Annotated in this window: 20 protein-coding genes and 2 pseudogenes; 9 read left to right on the plus strand and 13 right to left on the minus strand. The window is 69.8% G+C overall.

Annotated features, from left to right (window positions below):
* Nucleotides 1-916 precede the first annotated feature (916 nt).
* Nucleotides 917-2,839: an N-acetylmuramoyl-L-alanine amidase gene (locus ACH4LD_RS38165; protein WP_398055016.1), complete on the minus strand. Its 1,923-nt coding sequence runs from the start codon at nucleotides 2,837-2,839 to the stop codon at nucleotides 917-919.
* A gap of 435 nt (nucleotides 2,840-3,274) precedes the next feature.
* Here ACH4LD_RS38165 and ACH4LD_RS38170 point away from each other — a divergent pair, with 435 nt between their 5' ends.
* The 4 genes from ACH4LD_RS38170 (at nucleotide 3,275) to ACH4LD_RS38185 (ending at nucleotide 8,855) form a co-directional block, all read left to right on the plus strand.
* A complete protein-coding gene (locus ACH4LD_RS38170; protein ID WP_398055015.1) occupies nucleotides 3,275-4,252 on the plus strand; it encodes an NAD(P)-dependent oxidoreductase in 978 nt (325 codons plus the stop codon).
* A gap of 4 nt (nucleotides 4,253-4,256) precedes the next feature.
* Nucleotides 4,257-5,213, plus strand: coding sequence for a hypothetical protein (locus ACH4LD_RS38175; RefSeq protein WP_398055014.1), 957 nt, complete (start codon nucleotides 4,257-4,259; stop codon nucleotides 5,211-5,213).
* Nucleotides 5,214-5,218: 5 nt separating this feature from the next.
* Nucleotides 5,219-6,088 (plus strand): prephenate dehydratase, encoded by an 870-nt coding sequence (locus ACH4LD_RS38180; RefSeq protein WP_103812248.1) that lies wholly within the window; start codon nucleotides 5,219-5,221, stop codon nucleotides 6,086-6,088.
* A gap of 532 nt (nucleotides 6,089-6,620) precedes the next feature.
* Entirely contained in the window at nucleotides 6,621-8,855 is a 2,235-nt protein-coding gene (locus tag ACH4LD_RS38185) for an FtsX-like permease family protein (RefSeq protein ID WP_398055013.1), read from the plus strand.
* A 483-nt stretch (nucleotides 8,856-9,338) separates the two neighbouring features.
* On the opposite strand, the gene ACH4LD_RS38190 is transcribed toward ACH4LD_RS38185, so the two are convergent.
* From ACH4LD_RS38190 to ACH4LD_RS38205, 4 genes and pseudogenes are all read right to left on the minus strand, one after another.
* Nucleotides 9,339-10,256: an alpha/beta fold hydrolase gene (locus tag ACH4LD_RS38190; RefSeq protein ID WP_398055012.1), complete on the minus strand. Its 918-nt coding sequence runs from the start codon at nucleotides 10,254-10,256 to the stop codon at nucleotides 9,339-9,341.
* A gap of 305 nt (nucleotides 10,257-10,561) precedes the next feature.
* Complete coding sequence (locus ACH4LD_RS38195; RefSeq protein WP_398055340.1) at nucleotides 10,562-11,110, minus strand: hypothetical protein; 549 nt, start codon at nucleotides 11,108-11,110, stop codon at nucleotides 10,562-10,564.
* Between the two features lie 501 nt (nucleotides 11,111-11,611).
* Nucleotides 11,612-12,208, minus strand: a pseudogene (locus ACH4LD_RS38200) (sigma-70 family RNA polymerase sigma factor); the annotation flags it as partial.
* Between the two features lie 270 nt (nucleotides 12,209-12,478).
* A complete protein-coding gene (locus ACH4LD_RS38205) occupies nucleotides 12,479-13,381 on the minus strand; it encodes a sigma factor (protein ID WP_398055011.1) in 903 nt (300 codons plus the stop codon).
* A 324-nt stretch (nucleotides 13,382-13,705) separates the two neighbouring features.
* Between ACH4LD_RS38205 and ACH4LD_RS38210 the strand changes: the two genes are divergently transcribed.
* Complete coding sequence (locus ACH4LD_RS38210) at nucleotides 13,706-14,440, plus strand: alpha/beta fold hydrolase (protein ID WP_398055010.1); 735 nt, start codon at nucleotides 13,706-13,708, stop codon at nucleotides 14,438-14,440.
* A gap of 512 nt (nucleotides 14,441-14,952) precedes the next feature.
* Entirely contained in the window at nucleotides 14,953-16,302 is a 1,350-nt protein-coding gene (locus ACH4LD_RS38215; protein ID WP_398055009.1) for an NAD(P)/FAD-dependent oxidoreductase, read from the plus strand.
* A gap of 103 nt (nucleotides 16,303-16,405) precedes the next feature.
* Here ACH4LD_RS38215 and ACH4LD_RS38220 read toward each other — a convergent pair whose 3' ends face one another.
* From ACH4LD_RS38220 to ACH4LD_RS38230, 3 genes are all read right to left on the minus strand, one after another.
* On the minus strand, nucleotides 16,406-16,927 hold the full coding sequence (locus ACH4LD_RS38220) for a hypothetical protein (protein WP_398055008.1): 522 nt from the start codon (nucleotides 16,925-16,927) through the stop codon (nucleotides 16,406-16,408).
* A 194-nt stretch (nucleotides 16,928-17,121) separates the two neighbouring features.
* The gene (locus tag ACH4LD_RS38225) at nucleotides 17,122-17,373 is read right to left on the minus strand and encodes a hypothetical protein (RefSeq protein WP_398055007.1); all 252 of its coding nucleotides are present in this window, start codon (nucleotides 17,371-17,373) and stop codon (nucleotides 17,122-17,124) included.
* A gap of 204 nt (nucleotides 17,374-17,577) precedes the next feature.
* Nucleotides 17,578-18,012 (minus strand): cupin domain-containing protein, encoded by a 435-nt coding sequence (locus ACH4LD_RS38230; RefSeq protein ID WP_398055006.1) that lies wholly within the window; start codon nucleotides 18,010-18,012, stop codon nucleotides 17,578-17,580.
* Between the two features lie 218 nt (nucleotides 18,013-18,230).
* Between ACH4LD_RS38230 and ACH4LD_RS38235 the strand changes: the two genes are divergently transcribed.
* Nucleotides 18,231-19,094: an RNA polymerase subunit sigma gene (locus tag ACH4LD_RS38235; protein ID WP_398055005.1), complete on the plus strand. Its 864-nt coding sequence runs from the start codon at nucleotides 18,231-18,233 to the stop codon at nucleotides 19,092-19,094.
* A gap of 460 nt (nucleotides 19,095-19,554) precedes the next feature.
* Nucleotides 19,555-19,821, plus strand: a complete 267-nt coding sequence (locus tag ACH4LD_RS38240; protein WP_103812180.1) for a WhiB family transcriptional regulator — start codon at nucleotides 19,555-19,557, stop codon at nucleotides 19,819-19,821.
* 126 nt (nucleotides 19,822-19,947) lie between these two features.
* On the opposite strand, the gene ACH4LD_RS38245 is transcribed toward ACH4LD_RS38240, so the two are convergent.
* From ACH4LD_RS38245 to ACH4LD_RS38255, 3 genes are all read right to left on the minus strand, one after another.
* A complete protein-coding gene (locus ACH4LD_RS38245; RefSeq protein WP_398055004.1) occupies nucleotides 19,948-20,547 on the minus strand; it encodes a YceI family protein in 600 nt (199 codons plus the stop codon).
* Between the two features lie 168 nt (nucleotides 20,548-20,715).
* Nucleotides 20,716-21,465 carry an SDR family oxidoreductase gene (locus tag ACH4LD_RS38250; RefSeq protein WP_132784251.1) on the minus strand — a complete coding sequence of 250 codons (750 nt, stop codon included), beginning with the start codon at nucleotides 21,463-21,465 and terminating at the stop codon, nucleotides 20,716-20,718.
* A gap of 114 nt (nucleotides 21,466-21,579) precedes the next feature.
* Nucleotides 21,580-23,280 carry an FAD-dependent oxidoreductase gene (locus ACH4LD_RS38255; protein WP_398055339.1) on the minus strand — a complete coding sequence of 567 codons (1,701 nt, stop codon included), beginning with the start codon at nucleotides 23,278-23,280 and terminating at the stop codon, nucleotides 21,580-21,582.
* A 231-nt stretch (nucleotides 23,281-23,511) separates the two neighbouring features.
* Here ACH4LD_RS38255 and fdxA point away from each other — a divergent pair.
* Nucleotides 23,512-23,817: pseudogene (gene fdxA, locus ACH4LD_RS38260) on the plus strand (ferredoxin); the annotation flags it as partial.
* 144 nt (nucleotides 23,818-23,961) lie between these two features.
* On the opposite strand, the gene ACH4LD_RS38265 reads toward fdxA, so the two are convergent.
* On the minus strand, nucleotides 23,962-24,459 hold the full coding sequence (locus ACH4LD_RS38265; protein WP_398055003.1) for an Ohr family peroxiredoxin: 498 nt from the start codon (nucleotides 24,457-24,459) through the stop codon (nucleotides 23,962-23,964).
* Between the two features lie 160 nt (nucleotides 24,460-24,619).
* Nucleotides 24,620-25,516, minus strand: coding sequence for an RNA polymerase sigma-70 factor (locus ACH4LD_RS38270; RefSeq protein WP_398055002.1), 897 nt, complete (start codon nucleotides 25,514-25,516; stop codon nucleotides 24,620-24,622).
* Between the last annotated feature and the right edge of the window lie 229 nt (nucleotides 25,517-25,745).

The raw sequence follows: 25,745 nt of genomic DNA on the forward strand, positions 1-25,745 counted from the left end.
AAAACGGTCCGGGGCGCCTTGGAGACGATCGCGGCCGGTGCGGGGGCTCGTCGAGTGCAGCGGGCTCCCGTGCGGCCGCCGACGGCACCTGGTCCGCAGCGGCGTCGGATTCAGCCTCGGATCCCGCCGTGCTCGCCCCCGGCAACCTGCCCTGCCCTTGAGCCGGCCACGCCTCGTCCTCCTCGAATCGCTCCGGTTGCTCGCGCAGAGCGGCGATCCGCGCGGAGATCTCGCCCTGGTCCTCGCGGTTGGCGGTGAGGTCCTCGGCGTATCGCTGTGCGTACGTTCCTCGTCGGCGAACAGGTCCCCGGTCTGCGGGTCGAAGATGAGCGTCCGCTTGTTGGGCAGGCCACCGAAGCGGTCGGTGGGGGAGAGCGCTTCTCGGTGGCCGGCGGCTCGGTCAGCGGTGACGCTCCGCTGGAGCCGGAGGCGGTCTGCTGCGACCGGCCGGGCGCTCCGGCGTCCTCCCACACCGCGCGCTGCCCACTGTTCTGGAACGCGGGAGGCAGTGTCCTCGTCGTCCCGTCTGTCGAACCGTCAGGCGTCTGCCGCGTCCGGAGCAGCCGCACATCCCGCAGTGACCAAGCCACGGGCCGGCACGGGTCCAAAGGCCGTTCGCCGGAAGCAGGCACCTGGCGCGCTTGCGCGGGCACGCCCTGGAGGTTCTCTCCCGTCTCGTGCTGCTCGCCGCTCCCCGCCCCCGCCCGGCGACCCTGAGGAGTTCACCCGGCCGGCCGATCACCCGGTCACGTGCGACGGCCGGCCGCCCTGACCGGCAGCCGGCCGTCGCACTCGGTCGATGAGGGAAACGTCTGACGGCCACTTCAGCAGAGGTGGGGGCGACATGTCGGCCGATCGGCGCCTGCCACTGCGCCGGATGGCCGACCGGTCAGGCCCCCCACCCCTGTGAAACCCGTCAACGCGTGGCGTTGACCCCGTCCGCCTGGATCAGCGCGGTCTTGTGGCTGTACTGGATCGTGTACATCTTCTTGGCACCGAAGACGACCTTGCCGCTGGATGGGAAGAAGTCGTCGGTCGGCGTCGGTTCGGCCGTGGCCACATACGCCTGCCCGGCGGGAACGCTGTACATGCTCAGCGGGGCCTGCGTCGACGGCGAGAGACCCTCGGGGTACTCGTCGGCGTCCGGGTAGCTGGTGCCGAAGACCTTCAGGGACTCGGTACCGGCGGGCCGAACGACGGTCACGTCATGGGCGGGAACGGTGAGGCGACCGTGCGGGTTGTGGAACCACACCTTGCTGCCGCTGTACCAAATGGCCGTCCAGTCGCCCTTCTTGCCGGCGACGACGAACTGCTGGCCGGCCTGGGCCGCGGAACCCCAGTCGCTGATCCGGTCGGTGCCGGGCTCGTCCGGGTGGATCGACTGCTCGGCGAAGAGCGGCGCGTCAGCACGCGGTTCCGTGTGCAGACGGACGAAGTTCGACGCCTGGCGCACGGTCGTGCACTCCTTGGTGACGCCGCTGCCGTCATCCTGCGGGCAGAGCTGCATGGTCTGCTCGTTCCGGGTGAAATCCGGAGCTATCGTCACGGCTGAGCCCACGGGGCCGACGCCGTGCCGTGCCCTCGGTGGAGCACCGACCAGGCCCATGAAGCGCTCCCAGTCCCAGGAGGGGCCCGGGTCCCAGTGCTGGTCCTTGGTGAACCGGTCGGCCGGCGCCAGGACATTGTCGTGACCGATGATGTGCTGACGGTCCAACGGGATGTCGAAGCGCTTGGCCAGGTACTTCACCAGCTCCGCGGTCGATCGGTACTCCGACTGGGTGTACCAGGTCGCACCGTGCGCCGCGTAGCCCTCGTGCTCAATGCCGATCGAGTGCAGGTTGGTGGAGTAATTGCCCGCGTGGAAACCCAGGTTCTTGGTGGGCACCATCTGGGTCACCGCGCCGTCGGAGGAGCGCACCACGTAGTGGGCCGAGGTGAAGCTCGACGGGTTCTGGAACGTGGCGATGGCCGACTCGTAGGGCGACTCGGTGTCGTGGATGACGATCTGGTCGATCCTGATCCCGTTCGCGGGCCGGTCCGAAACCTGCCCGTTGCCCGGGGCGGCCGGGACGAAGGTGCAGTCCAGGGTCGGCGGGCACTCGGGGTCGGTCGTCGCCTCGGCGCTCGGCAGCTTGAGCGCCTTCATCTGCGACGTGGCCGGGGTCACCTCGCTGTCGGCGGTGAGCCGCACGATCTCGCCGTCGTCCGTCTTGCGGGTGACACCCTTCTTCATGGTGTCGAAGACCCGGTTCGCGAACGCCGACGCGCCCTGGCGCACGGTGGCCTGGCTGTACCGGGCGACCGCCCCGTACCAGTCGTCCGGGTTGTCGGAGGTCTGGCCGTTCAGTTCCTTCTGGTACGACGCGAGCAGCGCAGCGCCGGCGCGGATGTTCGCCGAGGGATCGGTACGCACTTCGTCGACGGACAGTCCGGAGAGCTTCGCGGCGGTCCGCAGGGTGTGTTTGTCCTCGCCCTTCGCGAGCTCGGCGGCCTCGGCGCGGCCGGCCATGCCCGCGGAGCCGCCGGCGATCATCTCGGGGGTGACGTCGGTCAGGTGCATCGGGCCGTAACCACCCGAGGCACTGTGCTGCCCCTTGTGGGAGTCCCAGGCCGACTGCTCGTAGGCCACCGCGAGCAACACCTGCGGGGGAACGTGGAATTCGGCCGCGGCAGCCGAGAACGCCTTCTGCAGGGTGGGGTCGGTCGCGGGGTCGCCCTGAGTTGCCTGCGCCACCACCGGCAGTGCGATGGCTCCGGCCACGGCCACGGCCGCGGCACCCAGCGCAACGGGACGCCGCCGGAGGGCATGCTTCCGGCGGGCATTCGTCTCTTGTGTCATCAACTTCCCAAATCTGGGCAGAGGTGAAGGTCACATCGGCTGTCGGCCGACCGGAGATCCATGTCGGCCCGCGTTCGATGCGCCTCGAACGTAGCAGACGTTATGGCGAGTCCATCACAACGTTGTGTTCCGGATTGATGTGTGTGATTGAACGTCGCGTGAACCGCCTCGAAGCACGCGACTACCAGTCGCCACCCGCGTCGGACGTGGTGGGCCAAGTCCCATGCAGGCCCCGGTGCGTTGCCCTGATCGTGCCCACTCCGCCACGGCGCAGCCGTTCAAGTGGCGAGCTTCACATCAAACCTTCACATCGACTGACACGTCTAGTGTCACGGATGCATGAAACTGCATGGAGGCAATCAGAATCCGCGTGGGACCACTACGTGTGTCCGTGTCGGTCCACGCGGCAACGAAGCTGGAAGTAGTTGATCGACCATGAAGGACGGCGACGTCAGGACCGTCTGGCTCCCGTACCCCCCGCACCAGGTCCCCGGCCTGCCGGCCGGGTTGCGTTACGACTTCTGGGACGGCTCGACCGCACTACCCGGCGATCCGGACGATGTGCGTTTCCTGGTCGGCCCACCGTCGCCGGGCGCCGACCACGCACTGCGCTCGGTTCTGCCGCGCATGCACAACCTCGAAGTGCTCCAACTCCTCAGCTCCGGCTACGAGTACGTCATGCCGCTGCTGGACCGCGTGCCGACCGGCATGCGGCTCGCGACCGGCCGCGGTGTGCACCGCGAGGCGACAGCCGAGCTGGCGGTGACCCTGCTGCTCGCTCTGTTCCGGGGACTCGACGACTTCGGTACGCGCCAGGCCGAGGGAAGATGGCAGCCCGAGTTCCGGATGACACTGGTCGGCAAACGCGTCCTGATCGTCGGCTACGGGGCCGTCGGCGCGGCGGTCGCCGCGCGGCTGAGCCCGTTCCGGTGCGAGGTGGTCCGCGTGGCCCGCACGGCGCGTGTGACCCAGGAGGGGCACGTGCACGGGGTGGCGGAGCTGCCCGCGCTGCTCCCCACGGTGGACGCGGTCGTGCTGTGCGCGCCCCTGACCGACCGGACGCGCGGCATGTTCGGCGCGGAAACACTGGCGCTGTTGCGGGACGACGCGATGCTCGTGAACATCGCGCGCGGGGAACTGGTCGACACCGACGCCCTGGTCCGAAGGTTGCGGGCCGGGCGGCTGCGCGCCGCGCTCGACGTCACGGATCCAGAGCCCCTGCCGGCCGGCCACCCCCTGTGGCACCTCCCCGGCGCGCTGATCACCCCTCATGTGGCCGCGTTCACGGACGCGTTCCAGACCATGAGCAAGGACTTCCTGAGGCAGCAGTTGGGCCGCTACCAGCAGGGCCAGGAGTTGCACAACGTCGTCCTGACGGCAACCGGAGCCCAAGTCGACGAACAGGCGGCCTGAACACATGTCGATGCCGACGCACTACGACCCGCTGAGGGCCTTGGGACCGGACACCGCCCTTCTGGCGGTGCTCTCCGCCTTCGAGAAGCGCGGCCATGACGATCCCGCCTCAGCCTGGCGGGCCTTGACCAGCACCTGGAACTGGGCGGCACCGCTGCCCACCGGCTTCCCCGGCACCGACCGGACCGGTACACCAGCCGTACGGCCGGTTTCCGGGGGTTACACCCTCTCGGGGCGCTGGCGGCTGCCCTCCGCTGCGGACGCCGCGCCGTGGGTGGCCCTACCGCTCGCCGACGGCCGACGGTCCTGTGCCGGTACGGCTGCCGAGCGGAACGCCCCCGATCTGTTCGTGATGCCCGCCAGGAACCTCCGCACGACGGGCATGCTCCCGCGGGGCAGAGGCGACAGCCACCCGGCGTCCGGGCTGGTGTCGCGGGCGACGGACGCGTACGTAGGGGTCGATGTGTACGTGCCGGTCGGCTTCGCCACGTACACGACGGGCAAGCCCCTGTTCGCGAGCGACGCCGCCTTCCACTGGACCGCGATCGCCGCCCTGGCGCTGGGAGCGGCCCGTCGGACGACAGACGCGCTGGCGGGCAGTGTGCCGGGCGCGGCGCCGCCGCACCCCCGGGCGGCACCCGCCGGGCAGGCCGCCGAGCTGGCGGCCGTACTGCACGACGAGCGGTCGAGTCTGGCGGCCACCGTGCACGACCTCCCCGCCGCCCGGGATGTTCTGCCGCAGGTCATGGAAGCACGGCTCGCGCGGCAGGTCCGGCAGGTGGCCATCGTCGTCCAGCACGTCCTGACCGAGGCCTACCAGCAGATCCTGTCCGGGGACACGATGGGCGACCGGCACGACCTGGTGAGCATCATCGAGACCAGTTCCCCGATACTCCAGCAGGCGCGATGCGCAACGGAGATTCTGCCGCCTGTCGACAACACGCCCCTCAGGAAGGGGTGAAGAACGTGATCACTGTCGCATACCAGGGAGAACCCGGTTCCAACTCGGCGTCCGTCGCGAACGCCCTGTACCCGGCGAACGGCGAACTGCCCTGCACCAGCTTCAGTCAAGCCCTGGACGCCGTGATCCTGGGCGACGCCGACGTAGCGGTGATCCCGGTGGACAACTCCGCGGCGGGACGCGTCGCCGACGTGCACCACCTGCTGCCGGACTCGGGCCTGCACATCGTCGCCGAACACTTCCTGCCCATCCGCTTCGACCTCATGGGCGTGGCGGGCGGCACCCTGGACCAGGTCGAGTACGTTCGCAGCCACGTGCACGCCCTGGGGCAGTGCCGCAAGGTGCTGCGGGAGGGTGGCTGGCGCACCCTCGTCAGCGACGACACGGCCGGAGCGGCGCGCGAGGTGGCCGAGCTGGGCGACCCGCGGCACGCCGCGCTCGCCCCGCCCGCCGCGGCCGCGCTCCACGGCCTGGAGGTATTGCGCGCCGAGGTCGAGGACGACCCTGACAACACCACGCGGTTCGTCGTGCTGTCCCGGGAGGCCGCTCCGGTGCCGCAGACCGGGAAGCCGACGATGACGAGTCTGTTCTTCAGTGTGCGCAACATACCGAGTGCGCTGTACAAGGCGCTCGGCGGGTTCTCCAGCAGCGGGGTCAACCTCACCAAGATCGAGAGCTATCAGATCGGCGCGGGGCTCAACGCGAGCCGCTTCTACATCGAGGTCGAGGGGCATCCCGGCGACGACCATGTCGCCCTCGCCCTGGACGAGCTGCGGTTCTTCTCCTCCGAGGTGCGCGTCCTGGGCGTGTACCCGGCTCATCCGTACCGGCTGAGGAGCTGGAGCCGGCGTGAGGCGCGGCAGGCGGGTGCGTAGACGGCACCACCCGGCGGGTTCACGACCTCTTACGCGGCAACCGCCACAGGCAGGCCGGCCGAACAGGGGATCGTGCCCTTCTGACACGCGGCTCAGGTCGTCGGTGCCACCGACCCGGCAGCGGTCTCCACCGGTGCCGCTGCGCCCTTTGCGGCTCAGCGGCACCGGGTACGCCGCGGGACCTATCCAGCCCACTACACACCCTGTGTATAGTCGTTCCGGCGTCCAGGGGCGTCCCCGTCCGGGCTGCCGTGCCGTGCGCCATGCACGCAGGAGGCGGCCACCTCTGTACGCCGCTTTCGACTTTTCGCCCCGCCCTGGCGGACCCGGCCTGCTCGCTGCCGTCGGGCCGGACACAGCTCTGCCGCAGCACGAGAGGAAGTCAGTGAGCCCACGTCGGCCAGATCAACCCGGTCCCGTCCCGGCCCTGGCTCCGGAACGCAGAAAGCGCCTCGGCCGGTTCCGCGCACTAGCCCTGGGAGCAAGACTCGCCCTGACCGGCGGCCGGGGCAGCGCGGTACGAACCATCCTGATGGCCGCGGGGATCGGAGTCGGGGTCGCCGTGATGCTTCTCGCGGCATCGGTGCCCACGGCCAGGCAGCATCGCGACGCGCGCATCCACGGACGCATCGATGTCAACCTGGACGACCGGGTCGTACCGGCTTCCCGGCGCACCGTACTGGTGAGTGACATCGACACGGTCTTCCGCGGTATTGCGATCCGCGGCCGACTCGTGGAACCCGAGGGGCCCGATGCCCCTCTGCCGCCCGGGCTGGACAGGTTTCCGCGGCCGGGCGAGATGGTCGTGTCACCGGCCCTCGGACGACTGCTCGCGCAACCCGGGAACGGCCTGTTGCGTGCCCGCCTCGACCACCCGGTCGCGGGGGAGGTGGACGACTCGGGCCTGCTCGGCCCCGGCGAGTACGTCTTCTTCCTGGGCGGCGAGCACATGCAGAGCGGCGTGGCGGGCGCACGGCGGCTCGACCACTTCGGCAAGGTCTATCCGGACAAGCCCCTGGCCCCCGATCTCGTGCTGCTCACCGTCGTCGGCATCGTGGTACTGCTCACCCCGGTCGCCGTGTTCATCGCCGCGGCCACCAGGTTCGGCGGTGAACACCGCGACAGGCGGCTGGCGGCTCTGCGGCTGATCGGCGCGGACCGTGGCATGACAGCCGGGATCGCCGCCGGTGAGGCGCTGGTCAGCTCCCTCATCGGCGTTGTTGTGGGCGCCGCGCTGTTCGTGGCGGGACGCCGGTTCGTCGACCTGGTCGATGTCCAGGGACTCAGTGTCTTCGCACAGGACCTCACCCCCGAGCCGTCCCTGGCGGCCGTGGTGGCCGTTGCCGTGCCCTGTCTGTCCCTGGTCAGCGCTCATCTGGCGATGAACAAGGTGGTCGCCGAACCGCTGGGAGTGGTGCGCAGGTCCGTCGGCGCCAAGCGGCGGCTGTGGTGGCGCGTCGCCCTGCCCCTGTTCGGGCTGTTGCTCCTGTGGACGTCCGTCCGGGACGCATCGCAGGTTCGGAGCACCGCAGGTGTCGTCGCGCTGGTCGCCGGGATGCTTGCGCTGCTCGTGGGCGTGACAGCTGTCGTGCCGTGGCTCCTCGATCGCTTCACCGAACGGGCAGGCGGGGCGGGCCCCCTCTCCTGGCAGCTCGCGGTGCGCCGGCTGCGGTCGCACAGCGAAGCATCCACCCGATCGGTCAACGGCATCGTGGTCGCCGTTGCCGGGGCCATCGCGTTGCAGACCCTTTTCACCGGTATGGCCCACAGCCATACGGGTGACCACCCGTCCACGGCACGGGGGCGGCCGGCGCCGGACACGCGGGTCGGCGTGGTCCGTCTGGTCGGAGCCGGCAGTGAGAAGCCGTACGCCTCTCTCCTCGCCCGGACCGCGGGGGTGACACGGGCCGTCGGCTTCGCCGAATTGCAGGTGAGCGAGGTCCCCTACGGCGTCCCGCAGACCGTACGCATCGCCGACTGCGCAGTACTTCGTCTCCTGGCCTCCGTCCCCACGTGTGCGAACGGCGATGCCTTCGTGGTCGCTCCCGGCATCGGGAGCACGGACGACACGACGGAGTGGGAGGCAGGCACGAGGATGCGCATGGGCACGAGTGGACCGGACTGGCGGGTGCCCCGGATCACCGCCACGGCGCGGGCCAGGGCGGAAAACCCGCAAGGTGTCTTTCCCGAGACGATGTTGCTCGCCACTCCCGGAGCCGCCGGCGCGACCGCGACCGCACACGCGACCCATGCCGTGAGCCTGGAGTACCGGACTTCCCGAGAAGATGTCCACGACCGGATCCGCACTGCCGCGGTCCGGTTGAATCCGCAGTTCCAGGTCGAATTCCCGGAGGACCGCAAGGAGGACACGGCGCTGAGTGCCATCAGGCGTGCTTTGCTCGCAGGCGTTGCCGTCGTGCTGCTCCTGATCGCCGCAAGCATGCTGATCGGCGCCGTCGAACAACTGAGGGACCAACAACGCGTCATGGCCATGCTGATCGCCGTCGGTGCCCGGAGGCGAACCCTCAACGGCTCGGTGTTGTGGCAGACCGCGCTGCCCGTGGCGATCGGAATGCTCGTGGCGGGACTGGTCGGAACCGTGCTCGGTGGTAGCCTCCTCCACCTCATGGGCCGTACGGCGGTGTTCGACTGGATCGGCATGCTGGCGATGGCCGGCATCGGCGCGGGAGCGGTGCTGCTGGTGACCGCCCTGACGCTGCCGACAGTGCGACAGGTCACCCGAGTGGAGGGCATCCGCCACGAGTGATGTCCACACCTGGTGAGCGACGGTTCCGTGGACGCGCTCGGTCACGACGGCCAGGCCGGCCACGGAGCGTGGCTGCGAGCAGCGCGCCGAAGACTGCGGTCTCCTGTGAAGGAACTCAGCCCGCAGGATGTGCGGGACCCCGCGCGGCGGAGCCGCGCCGGAAGCCGGCCGGCTCGGCCGCTCGGCCGGCGAACGGCACCGTCGCCGCCCGCGCCGCCCCGCTCACGTTGCCCATGGACCATCCGCGCGACGGGAGCTCGGGCCCGCCCGGCGCGGACTGCCGTCAGTACAGACCTGCTCGGTGACGTCATGGACCCGCTCAGTTCCCGGCACCGGCCGCACCGGGACCGCCTGCGCCGTGCCGCCGGACATCATCGGCGGCTCCGTGCGCGCCGTCGACGCGGGCGCCGTGCACCGCCCGCGGTCGGCAGGCGCACGGCGGCCGACGAGCGGCCGTTTCCACACGGTCGTCCGGTGGAAGGCCTACGGGTTCTGCCGGCTTCCCAGCACACCCTGACCGCGGAGGAAAGCGAGGACCGCCGCGCTGAACTGCTCGGGCCGTTCGATGTGCGCGAGGTGCCCTGTGTCCTCGAGAATCGACAACTCGGCCGCGGGCATGGCCTCGTGCAGGAGGCGGGCCCATCGCGGTCCGCAGATGAAGTCCTGCCTGCCGGCGAGGACGAGTGCCGGTGTGGTGAGACCCGGCAGGGCGTCCCGGACATCGAACGGAGCGCCCTCGCCCCGGGTGGGGGCCGCATACATCCGCAGCGACTGGCGGGCGGGTGCGAACTCCTCCTCCCTGTCCCAGTAGTCGAAGAGATAGGCGGGCATGATCTTGCGCAGGATGGCGGTGGTGCCGTCGTCGTCGAGCAGGTCCAGGCGGGCTGTGAGGGCGGCGACGTAACCGGCCACCTCCGGATGGTCGTCGACGTGACGGTCCACGAAGCGCTGCATGGCGGCGACCGCCGCCGACCAGAACTGTTCGTCTGCCACGGGCGACGTGTCGTACAGGACCAGGGCGGCGAGCCGCGCCGGGTGGTCGAGGGCGTACCGCTGGGCGACGAAACCACCGTGGGAGTGACCGAGCAGTGTGACCTCGGGCAGTTCCAGGTGTTCGACCACATGGTGCAGAAGACGCGCGTACGTGGTCACGGAGTAGTCCCGGGAATCGGGGAGCCGTCCGGAAGCGCCTGTACCGACGGGCTCGATGTACACCATGGTGAGGCTGCTTTCGAGCGCGGGCATGCGCAGGTATTCCCAGCCGATGCCGGGTCCGCCCGAGTGAGCGATGCATACCGGGCCCGAACCGGCGACGTGGTATCGCTGTTCGACGTGGACGGCGCCGTGAGGGACGGTGATCGTGTGGGTGCCGGGGGAAAGTGGGGATGACGAGTGCTTCACGCCTTCCGATGATCCATTGAAGGGGGGCGCACTCCAACAAGAAACGCAACATGTCATCACACTGTTATCGGGACCGCCCAGTCGAACATCGCCGGAACTGCCGGTGTGGTGACTGCCGGCCTTCACCACCGTGTGAGTGCGCTACACTCATCACAGTGTTCCTGACGTCGGGTCGCAACCCCGGACAAGCGTCAGGAGCGCTGTCACACCCGCTGCACAGAGCCGAGCGGGTGCAGTGCCCCGGACGTCATCGATCCCCCGTAGACGGCGTCCGGGGCCGTTCACTTTCGTCACCGCGGATCTGGTCAGGGCTGGGCCCGGTAGAGACCCCGGCCGGTCCGCCGGACCCGGGACGCACCGACCAGACGGTCGAGTGCGCTGCGCACCGTGTTGATGCTTCCATTGCCGGTGTCACGGCCGAGTGCCGCCGCTACGTCCCGGGCGCGTACGTCGACGACGCCGGCCCGTGAGAGGTGTTCCAGGATCTGCTCGGTGAGCTTTCCGTACGTCCGTTCCCCCTCGGCTGTGGGACGGGGAGCCCACATGCCCCGTTCCTGCCGGTTCTCGGGAGGTGCCGAGGTCCGGGTGCCGTCCGCGGCTGCGGGACGTCCGGCCGGGGGAGTGTCCCAATGCGCCCGTCCGGGCCCCGGGGCACGACTCCGGGCCACACCGACGGTGTCCACGGGATCCGGCGTGTCACCCGCGGGATCCGCCATCAGGAGCTGGAGCGTGCCCAAGGCCTGCCGGAGGGTGCCCAGATGGGCCATGACGGCGGCCAGTTCCCTCTCCAGCGCATGCTTCTGAAACCACAGACGGGCCAGATCCTGCTGCAGTCCCTCAGTGGTGACCTCGATGGTGCGCGCCGCGCCAGTTGCATCCGCTCCGGGAGACCTGTGTTGTCACAGGGAGAAGATGCAGTGGTACTTCGGTGAATGCTTGCCCATCAATTGTTGCCACTGGCCCACTGGAAACGCAACGACGCACGCCTACGTAGCGGCGGAATCCTGGCGAGCCGCGGGGGAGGGAGCGCCCGTCTCGTTCGTGGCCCCCAGCTGCACCGGCGGGCGGCGACGTCGGCGGCCCGTGTCACCGGGTCCGAGCCGGTGCGAACTTCCGTCCAAGATGGTCGCACACCTGGTCCGGTCGCTTGCGCGGCCTGCCCAACCCTTCGCGTCGGCGGTGACGTGAATCCTGCCCGTCAGTCCGCACCGGGAACGCCCGAGCGCAGCCGTCACCGCAGGTCAACCGAGTTCGAGCAACACCCCGAACGCCGGGAAAGGCAGCGTGGCGCCCAGCGTCCCGTCCTGTCGGCTGTGAGTGGGACCGGAGGACCTGCCACCGGGCTGACGGGCGTCGTCCGGGGCCAGGACGGCCTCCAGCGAGGCGACGTCTCCGGTCCGCGCCGCCGAGACGAAGGCATCGAGGAGGCGTCGGTGCTCGGCCCTGTCCACGGACCGCCGGTGCCCGGCCGACAGGTGTTTGCGTGCCCGGCTCACTATCTTGCGCGCATTGACAGGGGTCAGACCCAGTATCTCGGCGATCTCGGCGTAGCCGTAGTCGAACGCCTCCCGTAGTACGTAGGCGGCCCGCTCGCTCGGGTTCAGCTTCTCCAGGAGGAGGAGCAGGGCCAGCTCGAGTGCCTCGGCCCGCTGCGCGCCGATCTCCGGGTCGTTGCTCGTGTCGACGGGCTCGGGCAACCAGGGGCCGATGTAGGTTTCGCGGCGCACCCGGGCCGACTGGGCCACGTTGATGGCCAGCCGTGTCGTCGCACTCGACAGGAACGCGACGGGGTTCACCACCACCGAGCGGTCTGTTCTCTGCCAGCGCACCCATACGTCCTGGACCACGTCCTCGGCCTCCGTCGCACTGCCGAGAACGCGGTACGCGATACCGAACAGACGTGGACGGAGCTCCACGAAGACAGATACGGCCTCTTCCAGGTTGCTTCCCATGGAGGGCGTCTCACGATGCATGGTCCTTCTGTCTCCGTTCCCCGCGGATCGGTGCTGCCGGCGGGCGCGCTCGTACGGCTGCCGCGTGACGGTCCGCCCATCGGCCGACTCCATGACACGCCACAACAAGTCACACTGATTTCGACTGTGTCTGCTTCATAGACCAGGGCCGGTCCAGATCCGTTACAGGTCGTTCGTGACCAGTTGTTGTGATCAGCGGAAAAAGGTGTTGTGCGCTCGGACTTCCCGGGCGCACGGTGTGGGAGCGTCTCAGTCTCCGAGGGCCGTGGAAGTGGGGGCGCCGGGAGTGCGGGGCCGGTTCCAGGTGCGCAGTTTGTCGGGGTTGAGAACGGCCCAGACCTGGAAGACGTGGTGGTCGGCGATGTCGAAACTGATGACGGCGGCTACCTGGTCGTTGTGGCGTACGACGATCGCGGTACGGCCGTTGGCCGGGCTGAGGTGCAGAGTCGTGTGCGGTCGGGGGGTCAGGAGGGTGAGGAGGGTGCGGGCGACGTGCTGATTGCCGTGCACCGGCCGGGTGAGGGCCCGCACCTTGCCGCCACCGTCGAAGAACGCGGTGGCGTCGGGTGCCAGCAGGGATGCCAGATGAGTGGCGTCGGCTGTGGTGCAGGCCTGCCGGACCGCGCGGACGATCCTGTCGTGCTGCTGCGGTGTGGTGGGGTGTGAGCGGGTGCTGCGCAGGCTGCGGCGGGCGCGGTCGGCCAGTTCGGCGCATTCGTGTGGGGTCCGTCCCACGATGCCGGCGACCGCTCGTGGTGGCATGGCGAAGACGTCGTTGAGGACGAAAGCCGCTCGTTCAGTGGGGGACAGAGCGTTCAGGGCGTTGAGCAGGGCGCCGCTGATCTCCTCCTCCAGGGCCCGGTGGAGTCCCGCCACCGTGTCGCCGCCCTTCCCGCCCGCGCCTGCGGGTCGTCGCCCGGGCAGGATGAGGCGGGCCAGGCAGACGGAGCCCGTGATCTCGGTCAGCCAGGCACCCGGGTCGGTGATGCGGGCCTTCTGGAGATCCGACAGGTTGTACCACTGCCGGTAGGCCTCGGTCACGGCGTCCTCGGCCTCCGGGCCCGTGCCCAGCATCCAGTAGGCGACGTTGAGCAGATGCCGTCGTTCGTCGAGCAGATCCGCGATCGGCACTGCGTCACCGGCCTGGTCCATACGGCATCCTCCTTCTCACACGGCACCGCGTCACACCGCCGAGTTCGGCTGGATCGACGTCCGTGACGGTCGGCGGACGGAGCACGCGGTCCCGGACGCTCTCGGCCGACGGGCTCGTCTTCGGTGCCCTCAGCAGTGCAGACCGGACAGGCACGGATCATGTGACACCAGGACGGGCCCGTCACCCGATCAGAAGGGATTCCACCCCGTCCGGCCGACGTGTGACGATGAGTGGTGCCCGGGAAGCCACGTACATAACAGTGTGACAGGATGCTCTCCCGACACCGATCGCGAGGCGTCGCCCGCTGACGAAGGGACCTGTCCATGCCTGCCATCCTGATTCACGGCGTCCCCGACACCCACCGGGTGTGGGACGGTGTGCGGCGGCACCTGACCCGCACCGACGTGGAAGCCTGGGACCTGCCCGGCTTCGGCGCGGCGCGCCCGGCCGGCTTCGGATCCACGAAGGAGGAGTACGTGGACTGGCTCATCGAACGGCTGGAACGGGTCGGTGAGCCGGTCGACCTGGTCGGTCACGACTGGGGATGCATATTGACCGCCCGCGTCGCCTATCTGCGCCCCGATCTGGTGCGTACCTGGGCAGGGGGCAACGGACCGGTCAACTCCGCATACGTATGGCACCCGTTGGCCAAGATCTGGCAGGACCAGGTCGAAGGCGACCGCTTCATGGAGGAACTGCAACCGGAACAGTTCGCCGACGACCTGGCGACCGGCTTCGACGTGCCCATTGATCTGGCCCGGGAGACGGTGAGCCACGTGGACGGTCCGATGAAGGACGCCATCCTCAGGCTGTACCGGTCGGCTGTGACGATGGGCGCGGAGTGGGAGCCAGGGCTGTCCGCGGTGTCAGCGCCGTGCCTGGTCTTCTGGGGGGCGCTCGACCCCGCCTGTCAGATCGAGTTCGGGCGCAAGCTCGGTGCCTCCCTGCACGCGTCCGCGGTGATCGAGATGGACTGCAATCACTGGCCCCTGCTCCAGCGCCCCGCAGAGGTGGCCGAAATCCTGGAGGCGCACTGGAGCCGGCACGCGAACGCGTGACGAACGCGCCGGCCGCACCGACGACCGGGGCAGTACGGCCCACGCCGGGCAGCAGCTCGGGCAGCAGGGCGACTGGACCGCGACCTGGCTCGGCGGCAGCAGGCCGGCTCCGCCCCCGCACGGACACCGCTCGTACCGGCGGGCCGCGACGATCGTCGGCGCCGCCGGTACCGAGCCGGTGAAGGCCCACGGCACCGGCTGCCCGGGTGCCGCCGGGTTCCCCGACGGCATCTCGCCGCGGACCCGGGTGCCGCCGGGCCACGAGACAGACGGAAGTGCACGTTCCCCGGCCGTCCGGGCCGGCCCGCGGCACGGCGCAGGCGTGGCAATCCGGCGGTCGGCACCGCAAACGCCCCGTGTCTCCGCGACGAGGACGGTATCCAATCCGAGGGGTGGCCCGGAAACGGCGCCGCCCGTTGCGCGTACCGGATTCCCGGTTCGCCCCCGGTCCCGTCACACCACGTGGTTCTGGCCGGTCTTGATGGGTGAAACCGAGAGGAACAGAGGACACCGTGCGTGAGATCTTGATCGTGGGTGGCGGCTACGCGGGTTTCTACACTGCGTGGGGCCTGGAGAAGAAGCTGCGCCGGGGTGAGGCACGCGTCACCGTGGTCGACCCTCGCCCGTACATGACGTACCAGCCGTTCCTCCCCGAGGTGGTCGCCGGGTCGGTGGAGGCCCGGCATGCGGCGGTCTCGCTGCGGCGGCACCTGCACCGGACTCGTGTGATAGCGGGCACGGTGACGGAGATCCGCAACAGCGCGCGCACGGTCACGGTCCGGCCGGAGAGCGGGCCGGACTTCGACCTCCACTACGACGTGCTGGTGGTGACGGCGGGGGCCGTCACACGCACGTTCCCCATCCCGGGGCTGAGCGACCAGGCGTACGGACTGAAGCACGTCGAGGAGGCCGTGGCGATCCGCGACCGGCTGCTCACCTCGTTCGACCGTGCGGCGACCCTTCCGCGCGGTCCCGAGCGCCGCAAGCTGCTCACCGTCACGGTGGTCGGAGGCGGGTTCTCCGGGGTGGAGGGCTTCGGTGAACTGCTGGCCCTGGCGACCGCCCTGCTGAAGCACTACCCGGAGATCGACGCGGGAGAACTGGGCTTCCACCTGGTCGAGGCGCGGGGCCGGATCCTTCCCGAGGTCACCGACCGGCCCGGTGAGTGGGTGGTGCGCTCGCTGGAGAAGCGGGGTGGCACGGTGCATCTGAACACCCAGCTCGTCTCCGCGAAGGGCGGGCACGTCGTGCTGTCCGACGGGGAGGAGTACGACTCGGGCCTGATCGTGTGGGCGGCGGGCAACGCGTCCAACCCGATCGTGCACAACCACACCGACCTTCCGGTCGACGAACGGGGCCTGCTGACGGTGCGGGCGGATCTCCGGGTCGGCACGGACACCGAGGTGGTGGCGGACGTATGGGCGGCCGGTGACGACGCCTCCGTGCCCGACCTCGCCGCAGGACGGCCGGGGGCCCGCACGGTGCCCAACGCGCAGCACGCCGTCCGTCAGGGCAAGCTTCTGGCGAAGAACATCCTGGCGTCGCTTCGGGGCCGGTCGGCCAAGGACTACGTGCACCACAGTCTGGGCGTGGTGGCGACGCTGGGGCTGGGCCGTGGCATCTTCCAGTACCGGCGTCTGGTCATCAAGGGTTTCCCGGCATGGTTGATGCACCGGGGCTACCACGTGCTTGCCGTACCCAGCTGGGAACGCAAGATGCGTGTTTTCGCGGTGTGGGCCACCGCCGCCTTCTACGGCCGCGACATCGTCTCCCTCGTCTCGGTCCAGCACCCGAGAGACGCCTTCGTCTCCAGCGGCGCCCCACGGAGCAGCGAGGAGCCCACGGACGCCGTCGCCGGGTGAGCCGGCGGTGACATGCCGGGTGGCGGGTGTCCCGCTGGGAGCACCCGTTGCCCGGAGGTGACAGCGGAACCCATCACCTGGCGCGGCGCAGTACGGTTTCCGGTCAGGACTTGGCGGCGCGGTACAGGCCGCGGCCGACACGGCGAATGCGGGAGGAGCCGACCAGACGGTCGAGCGTGCTGCGCACGGCGTTGATGCTGCCACTGTCGGTGTCCCGGCCCAGAGCGGCGGCGACATCGCGGGCACGCACGTCGGTGTCCGCGACTTCGGCGAAGTACGTCAGGATCTGTTCGGTCAGCTTGCCGTACTTCGGTGCGCTGTCGGCCTCGGCCTCGGCCTCGGCGTCGGCGTGGTCGGTCCTCACCCGGCTCGCGTCCGCGCCCTCGGGCGTCGGCTCCGCCGCCGGCCCGACATCCACGGACGCGGGTGCCGCGGACGACGCAGCGGCCATGGGCATCAGGGCCTGGAGGGCGCTGAGGGCTCGTTGCACCGAGTCGAGGTGAGCGGTGACCGCGGACAGTTCCCGCTCCAGCGCCTGCTTCTGAACCTCCAGCCGGGCCAGGTCCTCCCGGAGGCTCTCGGCGGTGATCTCGATGTTGCGAGCCTTGGGGGTCACGGAGCCCATGTGTTCCTCTCGTCCTCAACCCTTGTTCCGGCGGGGCCGCCGATGTGCCGGCGACGTCAACCCGGCCCAACACCGTTGGATGCTACCCGCACATCATATGCAGCGGCCCCCACCGGTCGAGATCTGAGCGGGCTGACACCGGAGAAAACGCATCGAGTGGCGAGACGCTTCACCGGGTCCGCCCGCTCGATCCGTCAGGGGCGGTCGGTCCTCGAATGATCGAGCCTGGTGCCGTCTGTCTCGCCCGGGTGCTTCTGGCCGTCGGCGGGCCGGGCCACCGAGCGGTGCAGTTGCCGGAGGGCCTCGGAGACGGCGTCGATGCGCGCATCGACCGTGTCGATCGCCTCTCTGAGCAGGCGCAGCCGGCCCTCTAGCAGCGCCGCCTCCGCCGCCAGCGACGCGGTGGTGGCGGCGGGATCGGCCTGCCGGTCAGTGCTTCGGGGCATCCTGTCGTCCTTCCTCAGCTGGTGCCGGAAGCCTGGGCACGGACGTCTCTCGAACAGCGATCATTCGAACGCATCGGCTGACATGTGTCCCTGCCATGCTCCTCCTTCTTCACCGCACGGCTTGCGGTTGCCGCCGCAAGCCGTCGACACCGCATTGACAAGGCAGTGGCGGGAGCTGTGACAGCCGTGGAGCGACGCGCCCCGCTATTTCGGCTCGCAGCCGGGATCAGGGGCGTCCTCGGCGAAGGGGGCGCCGTGCGGCAGTACGTAGAGGACCTTCAGTACGACATCCACCGCGCCGCGGTTCTGCCCGATGTGCACGTGCGTCGCGCCAGGCGGTTCCTCTATGTAGTCGCCCTTCTCGTACACGCCGTCCGACGCGCACGTGGCATCGAAGTGGCTCAGTGTTCCCTGCTCGACATAGGCGTACAGGTAGCCGTCGTGGTAGTGCCATCCCGTCCCCTGACCGGGAGGAATGGTGATCTCACGGAGAGAGTAGTCCCAACTATGGGTGGTCCACTGTGCCAGCGTCTTGCCCGTGACACCGGGACCGCCGGGTGTCGCCTGGGCGACCCCCGGGGCGAGCGTGAGTCCTGCGGACACGGCACCGATGGCCACGGTACGCAACACGTTGCGCATGCTGATCCCCTTCGGGAGATGGGCGGGTGAGGGGCCACCCGGGTAAGTGCACCTCGGGAGCGGCCTGTTGGACAGAACCCACTGTATTGCCGTGGGTAATGACACCGACAGCGGGGTCCCGTAAAAGTGTGTTTCGGCGACACAATGAGGCAGTCGCGAGATGCGACGCCACCGCGGCGACGATGTTGCCGGAGGGCCGTCCGGAGGGAGAACGCGGTATGGAGCCTGTCGGTGACACACTGCCGATCACAGAGTTGCTCGACGAGCGGAGGCACCTGCTGGAGGTGGCTCACTGGATGCTGGGCAGTCGCCCCGCGTCCGAGCGTGTCACCGACGAGGCGTACCGGCGGTGGTACGGGCTCTCCGATCACCAGCGGGAGCGGATAACGGTGCCACGAGCCTGGCTGACCCGCGTCGTCGGTGAGATCTGCCTGGCGCGGCTGGCCCTGCCCGGCCACAGGGAGGACGCCCAGGGCCCTGTGCCGGGGAGGGAGCAGAACGGTCCCGGTCCGGGGGGCGAGGTCAGCGCGGTGTTGCTGCGAACGCTGGACCCGCTGTCACCGCTCGTGAGAGGTGCGCTCGTCCTCGATGACACGTTAGGAATGCCACCGGGCACGCTCGCGGGCGTCGTGGGACAGTCCGAGGGGAGGAGCGCTGAGCCGGCAGACACGGCCCGCCGGAGCCATCGGGCCCGGCGCGCACAGCCGACGCCGCCACGCCGGCAGGACGAGATCGCCCACGCCGTGCGGCACGCGTGCGCCGACGGGGACGCCGGCCGCCTGGCGTCCCTGCTGAGCCCGGACGTCACCGCATTCTTCGACGGCGGAGGCAAGGTCCGCGCGCTGACGCGGCCCGTCACCGGCAGCGCACGCGTCACCCGGAGTCTGCTGACCCTGCTCGCCCGGCACCCCCGCACCAGTTTGCACACGCACCCCGCCAACGGACGCACTGGTCTCGTCGTCCGCTGCGACGACCAGGTCGCCGCGGTCATCAGCCTCGACATCACCGGCACTCGTGTCGTCCACATCTGGGTCGTCCTCAACCCCGACAAACTGCGCTCCTGGAACCGCCCTCGCGCATGACGGGTCGCCCGGGAACCCGGTCGCGGGGGACGGCCGCGCGGCGGCATCGGAGTCGAAGAGGGCGGCGCTCCGACGCGGGTCCGAGACCCACGTCAGTGAATGCCCCGGTGCGTGACCGCGACGGCCATGGCGGTCACGGTGGAGCAGGCCCCCGCTTCGTCCGTCGGCGTCGACCGATCCGCCCCCTTGCGTCGGTCGGAACCGTGGACATGCGGTCGCCGGCTCCGCAACACGGCCGCGGCCCGTGAAGGGGGGCGAAAGGCCCGTCGCGCACATCGGTGGATCACCCGCCGGCCTCGGGGGAACGCGAGTCCGGCACCGTTCAGGTGTCACACACACGCCGACCGCTCGGTCCTTTCCAGTGACGAGCGGTGGTGTACTGCCCACCCGCGTCTTCGCACTCCCTGAATACGAGCCGCCCCCCGAGACCGTATCCGTCCCTCACCCCAGGAGGTGTTCCATGGACTGGCGCGAACGGGCGCTTTGCCGAGGCGAGGACCCTGATCTCTTCTTCCCGATCGGCAACGTCAACAGTGGCCCGGTGGCGATACAGACGGACGAGGCGAAGGCCGTCTGCCGTCGCTGCCCCGTGAGGGAGCAGTGTCTGGCGTGGGCCGTCGACGCCGATCCGGTGGAGGGTATCTGGGGCGGTACGACGGAAGGGGAGCGCCGCTCCATGCGCCGGCGCACGGCGCGTACGCCGGGGGCGACGGAAACCGCCGCGTGAGCGCAGGCCGAGTGATGGACGCGGCCGTGGCCGTGGTCGAAGGAGCCGAAGCGCGGACACAGGGCGGGGAGGGGCCGGGCGGGGTGGTTCCGGAACGGGTGCCGCCCCGCCCAGACCGGCTTCCGGTCAGGCTGCCGTGTCCCGGTCGAGCCGTATCGCGGAGACGTCCAGTGTCAGGGTCACCTTGTCGCTGACGAGGACTCCCCCCGTCGCCAACGGTGTGTTCCAGGCCAGCCCCCAGTCCGAACGCCGCAGCGTGGCCGTGCCCTCGAAGCCGACCCGGTGCTGGCCGTAGGCGTCATCGCCGGCTCCGCCGAAGACGACGTCGATGTCCAGGGGCAGCTCGATGTCCTTGATGCGCAGACCGCCTGTGAGACGGAACTCGTCGTTGCCGAGCGGGACGATGCCGGTGGAGCGGAACGCCATCAGCGGAAACGTCGCGGAGTCGAAGAATTCGGGCCCTTGGAGGTGAGCGTCGCGCTCCTGGATGCCCGTGTCCAGACTGTCGGTCTGGACACTCACGTACGCCTCGGAACGCGACGGGTCGGAGCCGTCGAGTTTGAGAAGGCCCTCGAAACGGTCGAATCTCCCGCGGACATTGGAGATCATGGAGTGCCGGACGGAGAAGCCGATCGAACTGTGGACCGGGTCGATGGTGTACACACCGGTCACCCCAGGGTACGAACCGGAACGGGGAGGAACGGACTGATCGCGTCGTATCAGCATGGCGGATGTCTTTCTCTGTGGCTGCTGTCTGCCGGTGACGAGGCGTGCCGGCGTCTCGGCCGTCGCCGCGCCGGACATGAGGCGGGGGCCTGTCGTGCCGCGGTGCGCGGATGACAGGCCCCCTCGAAGGGATGGCGGGCCCTGGCCCAGGGCCCACCACCTCACGGCTCAGTGCTGCTGCTGCGCGAGCCAGTCGGCGAAACGCGTCTCCGCGATGTGCGCGTCCGGACCGGGGAGCAGGGTGGTCTCCTGCAGTTCCGCGCCGAAGTACGGTGCGTGCACGTCGGTCACGACCGTGCGCGGGTCGTTCTTGGCGGCCAGGCCCTTTCGGATCAGCTCGTCGAGCTGGAACACCTCGGGCCCGGCCACCTCGACCACCCCGTTGACGGGGGTACCGACAGCGGTGCGGCCGACCGTGGCGGCAACGTCGTCGGAGTACACGGGCCGGATCTTGATCGGGGCCAGACGGACGGTGTCACCGTCGGTCGCCGAGTCGGCGATGCCCTTCATGAACTCGAAGAACTGCGTGGCGTGCACGATGGAGTACGGAATTCCCGAGTCCCTGATCAGCCCCTCCTGCGCCTGCTTGGCACGGAAGTAGCCGCTTTCCTGGAGCCGTTCCGTACCGACCACGGAGAGGGCCACGTGGTGGGTCACCCCGGCGTCCGCCTCGGCCTTGAGGAGGTTGGTGGTCGAGGTGCGGAAGAACTCCATGACGGCGTCGTCCGCGAAGGACGGCGAGTTGGAGACGTCCACCACGACCGAGGCACCGTCGAGGACCTCGGCCAGGCCCTCGCCCGTGAGCGTGTTGACGCCGGTGTTGGGGGCCGCCGGTACGGCCTCGTGACCGTGCTCCTTGAGCTTGGCGACCAGCTTCGAGCCGATCAGTCCGGTACCGCCGATCACTACGACCTTCATAGTGGAATCCTTTCAGTGATGTGTGAAGTCGGTCTGCACCAGAAAAGACCGGCTGCGCACGATTTCTGTGACAAGGCGAAGAGTGTGAAGCAGGATCGCGGGGATGACGGACAGCTACTCGACGAGCTTTCCATCGGTGGAGACGTCCTCCATGAGGGACGCGATCTCGCCCGGGATGGGCGGAATGCTCTCACGGGTGATTCCGGTCGTCGGGGACCAGACGAGGTTGACGCGGAAGGCGGGATCCATGTCGGGGAAGTCGCTGCGGTTGTGACAACCGCGGGTCTCCCGGCGTTCCAGCGCCGCTTCGAGGGTGGCGCGGGCAGCCAGGGCGGCCGACTTGAGGTCGAAGGCGTGGGCGAGGTCCTGGAAGCCGGCGATGTCGGGGTGGACTCCGATGTTCTCCATGCGCTTCTCGATGGTGTCCAGTTCCGCCAGGCCCGTGCGCAGACCCCGTTCGTCACGGACGACACCGGCGTGTTCGGTCATGGTGTTGCGGATGGCGCGCTGCAGGGCGCGGACGTTCTCGGGCCCGTCGGCGGCGAGCAGTTCGTCGACTTCGGCGCGCGCCCGGGCCACGGCCGCGGCGGAGCGGGGCTGCGCGGTGAGTGACTCCGAGTAGGCGGCGGCGGCCCGGCCGGTGATGCGGCCGTAGACGAGGAGTTCGATGAGACTGTTGCCACCGAGGCGGTTGGCGCCGTGGAGGCCGCTGGACGCCTCTCCGATGGCGTACAGGCCGCGGACGTCGGTGCTGTGGTCCTCGGGGCGGACCCAGACGCCACCCATCGAGTAGTGCGCGGTGGGGGCGACCTCGATGGGTTCGCGGGTGATGTCGAGCATCTGCAGGTCGAGCAGCGTCTGGTAGACCCGGGGGAGCCGGTTCATGATCGTCTGCCGGGGGAGGTGGGAGACGTCGAGCCAGACCCCGCCGTTGGGGGTGCCGCGGCCTTCCTTGATCTCGGTGTAGGAGGCGAGGGCCACGCGGTCACGGGTGGACAGCTCCATCCGCTGAGGGTCGTAGCGGCTCATGTACCGCTCTCCGAGGGCGTTGCGCAGGATGCCGCCCTCGCCGCGGGCCGCCTCACTGACGAGGGTGCCGGCCGCGTTCTCCGGTTCGATGATGCCGGAGGGGTGGAACTGGACCAGTTCGGGGTCGCGCAGGCGGGCCCCGGCCTCGACCGCCAGGCGGAAGGAGTCGCCGGTGTTCTCGTCCCGTCGCGAGGAGGTGCGCCGCCAGATGCGGGTGTGCCCGCCGGCCGCGAGGATGACGGCGTCCGCGTGGATGAGGTAACGGGTGCCGTTGGTGAGGTCGAATCCGTAGGCCCCGAAGACGGCGCCGTCGTGGACCAGGAGACGGGTGATGTAGACGGTGTCGAGCATGGGTATGTCCAGCTGGCTCGCGCGCCGGATGAGCGTGCGCTGGATCTCCAGGCCGGTGTAGTCGCCGGCGAAGGCCGTGCGGCGGTACTTGTGCGCGCCGAAGAAGCGCTGCGAGATGCGGCCGTCCCCCTCGCGGGCGAAGGCCATGCCGTAGCGCTCCAGGTCGTCGATGCCCAGGGCCGCGCCCTGGGTGACGATCTCCGCGGTGCGAGGGTCGCCGAGCAGGTAACTCTCCTTGAGGGTGTCCGCGGCGTGCTGCTGCCAGCTGTCCTCGGGGTCCATCGTGGCCAGGGCCGCGTTGATCCCGCCGGCGGCCAGGGAGGTGTGGGTGTCCTCCTTGGGGCGTTTGCCGACGGCAACGACGTCGACGCCGGCCTCGGCCAGCTCGATCGCCGCCCGCAGGCCGGCTCCGCCGGTACCGATCACGAGGACCATGGTCGACAGTCGTTGTTCGGTGATGGCCACGATTGCTCCCGTCGCTGTGGGTGTCACTGACTACGACCAGGCCCGGCGGAGCTTTGTGACACGGTCGCCCGGCGGCTCCGCGGTGGGTGACCCCGGGGAGAGCACACGTGTCACAACGAGACGGCGTCTCCGGTCCTACCGATGAGTCCGACGGCCGTCCGCGGCCCCGTGGCGTGTTCGACGGCGAAGAGGAGGAGAGGGATGACGTACGTCATCGCGCAGCCCTGCGTCGACATCAAGGACCGGGCGTGTGTCACGGAATGCCCCGTGGACTGCATCTACGAGGGTGCACGCACGCTCTACATCGACCCCGCGGAGTGTGTCGACTGCCATGCTTGTGAGCCCGTGTGCCCCGTGGAGGCCATCTTCCACGAGGACGACCTGCCGCGGCACTGGGCGCACTACCGGTCCGTCAACGCGGAGTTCTTCGAAGCCGCGACCCCGGAGCGGGACCGTCGGGAAGGCACGGACCGGGACCACCCGCTGGTCGCGGCCCTGCCCCGGCAGGGTCTCCACAAGAAGGAGATCTCCGCCTTCGCCGTCCGCAAGGAGGAAGCCGCCGACGCGGACCTGTGGTTCCCGTCCTGACCGGGTGTGCCGGCCGAGCGGCCGTCGCCCGGGGCGACGGCCGACGCATGCCGGACGTGCCGGTCAGGAGGCGAGCGTGATGGTGGTCGGCGTGCCTCTCCAGGCCATGCGCGCGTAGGGACACAGCGCGTCGGCCTTCTCCATCAGTTCCGTTGCCGTCTCGCGAGCGACACCTGGCCACCGCACCACCAGATCGACGTGCAGCAGATAGCCACCGTCCTCCGGATCCCGTCCGAAGGCGACGGTCGCCATGACCGAAATGGCCGCGGGGTCGAGCGCCTCCTGCCGTGCCAGGAGGCTCAGCGCGCCGTGGAAGCACGCCGCGAAGCCGGCCGCGAAAAGCTGCTCCGGGTTGGTTCCCTGGCCGTCGCCGCCCAGTTCGGCGGGCATGCGCAGATCGAGGTCCAGGGCGCCGTCGGACGAGCGTGCCCGGCCGGAGGCCCGACCGTGCGAGGCCACGCCACCGTCGACGGTCACGGTGGTCGTGTAGATGGGCGAGAACTCGTTCCCCTCGTAGTCCTTCTCGGTCGGCAGACTGGGTGGCTGGATGCGCTCGGTCACGGCATGACTCCGATGTGGTCGTGGTACGGCGTCCCGGCGGACGTCCGGGAGCGCGTACCCGGGGGCGTCCGGGATCCGGACTACTGGTTGACCGACAAGTAACCGTTCCTGTGACGCCTGCCCGCCGACGGCCGGGGACAATGCCCCCGCGCCCGGCGGGTCAGCCGCGCAGGGAGGCCACGTAGGGCTCCAGTTTGGCCGGGTTCATCACCCACATGAGCCGGTCGATGCCTTCCGTCGAAACGTCGACGGACAGCAGGGCGACAGCCTTCTCGCCGGACGAGACCAGCACGGCCGGCAGGCCGTTCGCCTCGACCCACCGGATGTCCGCCTGCGGCCAGAAGCGAGGGGCGAAGGCCACGAGGTACCGCGAGACATGAGGGCGTCCGATCACCGGGATCTTGGACGCGCCGCGGATCCCGCCACCGTCCGAGTAGCTGACGACGTCAGCGGTGAGAACGTCCTCCAGCACCGACAGATCACCCGTCCGCGCCGCCGAGAGGAACACCTCCAGCAGCCGCCGGTGGGCTGCCGGCGTGACGCGCTCCCTGCGCTCGGCGGCGAGGTGCCTGCGTGCCCTGCTCACCAGCTGACGGGCGTTGGCCTCGCTCGTCTCCAGGATCTCGGAGACCCGCCCGTAGGGGTAGTCGAACGCCTCCCGCAGCACGTAGGCGGTGCGCTCCACGGGATTCAGCTTCTCCAGGAGCAGCAGTACCGCCATCTCCAGGGCCTCGGCCCGCTCCGCGCCCAGCTGCGGATCCTCCGTGGTGTCGACGGGCTCGGGAAGCCAGGGACCGACATAGGACTCCCGGCGCACCCGTGCGGACTGGGCCAGGTTGATCGCCAGCCGGGTGGCCACCGTGGTGAGGAAGGCGGCCGGTTCGAGGACCTTCGTGCGGTCCGTGTTCTGCCACCGCAGCCAGGTTTCCTGCACCACGTCTTCGGCCTCCGCCGTACTGCCCAGCACGCGGTAGGCGATGCCGAAGAGTCGCGGGCGCGCCGAAAGGAAGTCCTTCGTCGCTTGATCGAGGGTGTCGGGGTGGGCGCCAGCCTGCATGGATCTTCCCTTCTGGCTTCGTGCGCACCATGCTACAAGCGGCTGCGGAGGGCCGCGTCGGGGGCGTCGGCACGACCGTCCCGGACGCCGTCCAGCGGGCACACCGTGGCACTCGGAGAGTCCGCGCCGTCCCCGTGCAGGGCACGACACCGGTCCGCGACCCGTCCGCTCCTGGTGGCGAGCGAGCTCTGTCACGAAACAACCGCACGCCCGGTCAAGACCGTGAAAG

It is taken from the genome of Streptomyces sp. NPDC017676 (assembly GCF_044329325.1).
GTDB lineage: Bacteria > Actinomycetota > Actinomycetes > Streptomycetales > Streptomycetaceae > Streptomyces.

What these genes read in the sequence shown, in the direction of transcription:
- ACH4LD_RS38255 (WP_398055339.1), bottom strand. Translation starts at nt 23,280, where the DNA reads ATGGTCCTCGTGATCGGTACCGGCGGAGCCGGCCTGCGGGCGGCGATC.
- ACH4LD_RS38235 (WP_398055005.1), top strand. Translation starts at nt 18,231, where the DNA reads ATGGAGCCTGTCGGTGACACACTGCCGATCACAGAGTTGCTCGACGAG.
- ACH4LD_RS38250 (WP_132784251.1), bottom strand. Translation starts at nt 21,465, where the DNA reads ATGAAGGTCGTAGTGATCGGCGGTACCGGACTGATCGGCTCGAAGCTG.
- ACH4LD_RS38210 (WP_398055010.1), top strand. Translation starts at nt 13,706, where the DNA reads ATGCCTGCCATCCTGATTCACGGCGTCCCCGACACCCACCGGGTGTGG.
- ACH4LD_RS38240 (WP_103812180.1), top strand. Translation starts at nt 19,555, where the DNA reads ATGGACTGGCGCGAACGGGCGCTTTGCCGAGGCGAGGACCCTGATCTC.
- ACH4LD_RS38245 (WP_398055004.1), bottom strand. Translation starts at nt 20,547, where the DNA reads ATGCTGATACGACGCGATCAGTCCGTTCCTCCCCGTTCCGGTTCGTAC.
- ACH4LD_RS38170 (WP_398055015.1), top strand. Translation starts at nt 3,275, where the DNA reads ATGAAGGACGGCGACGTCAGGACCGTCTGGCTCCCGTACCCCCCGCAC.
- ACH4LD_RS38185 (WP_398055013.1), top strand. Translation starts at nt 6,621, where the DNA reads ATGGCCGCGGGGATCGGAGTCGGGGTCGCCGTGATGCTTCTCGCGGCA.
- ACH4LD_RS38270 (WP_398055002.1), bottom strand. Translation starts at nt 25,516, where the DNA reads ATGCAGGCTGGCGCCCACCCCGACACCCTCGATCAAGCGACGAAGGAC.
- ACH4LD_RS38230 (WP_398055006.1), bottom strand. Translation starts at nt 18,012, where the DNA reads ATGCGCAACGTGTTGCGTACCGTGGCCATCGGTGCCGTGTCCGCAGGA.
- ACH4LD_RS38175 (WP_398055014.1), top strand. Translation starts at nt 4,257, where the DNA reads ATGTCGATGCCGACGCACTACGACCCGCTGAGGGCCTTGGGACCGGAC.
- ACH4LD_RS38165 (WP_398055016.1), bottom strand. Translation starts at nt 2,839, where the DNA reads ATGACACAAGAGACGAATGCCCGCCGGAAGCATGCCCTCCGGCGGCGT.
- ACH4LD_RS38220 (WP_398055008.1), bottom strand. Translation starts at nt 16,927, where the DNA reads ATGGGCTCCGTGACCCCCAAGGCTCGCAACATCGAGATCACCGCCGAG.
- ACH4LD_RS38225 (WP_398055007.1), bottom strand. Translation starts at nt 17,373, where the DNA reads ATGCCCCGAAGCACTGACCGGCAGGCCGATCCCGCCGCCACCACCGCG.
- ACH4LD_RS38205 (WP_398055011.1), bottom strand. Translation starts at nt 13,381, where the DNA reads ATGGACCAGGCCGGTGACGCAGTGCCGATCGCGGATCTGCTCGACGAA.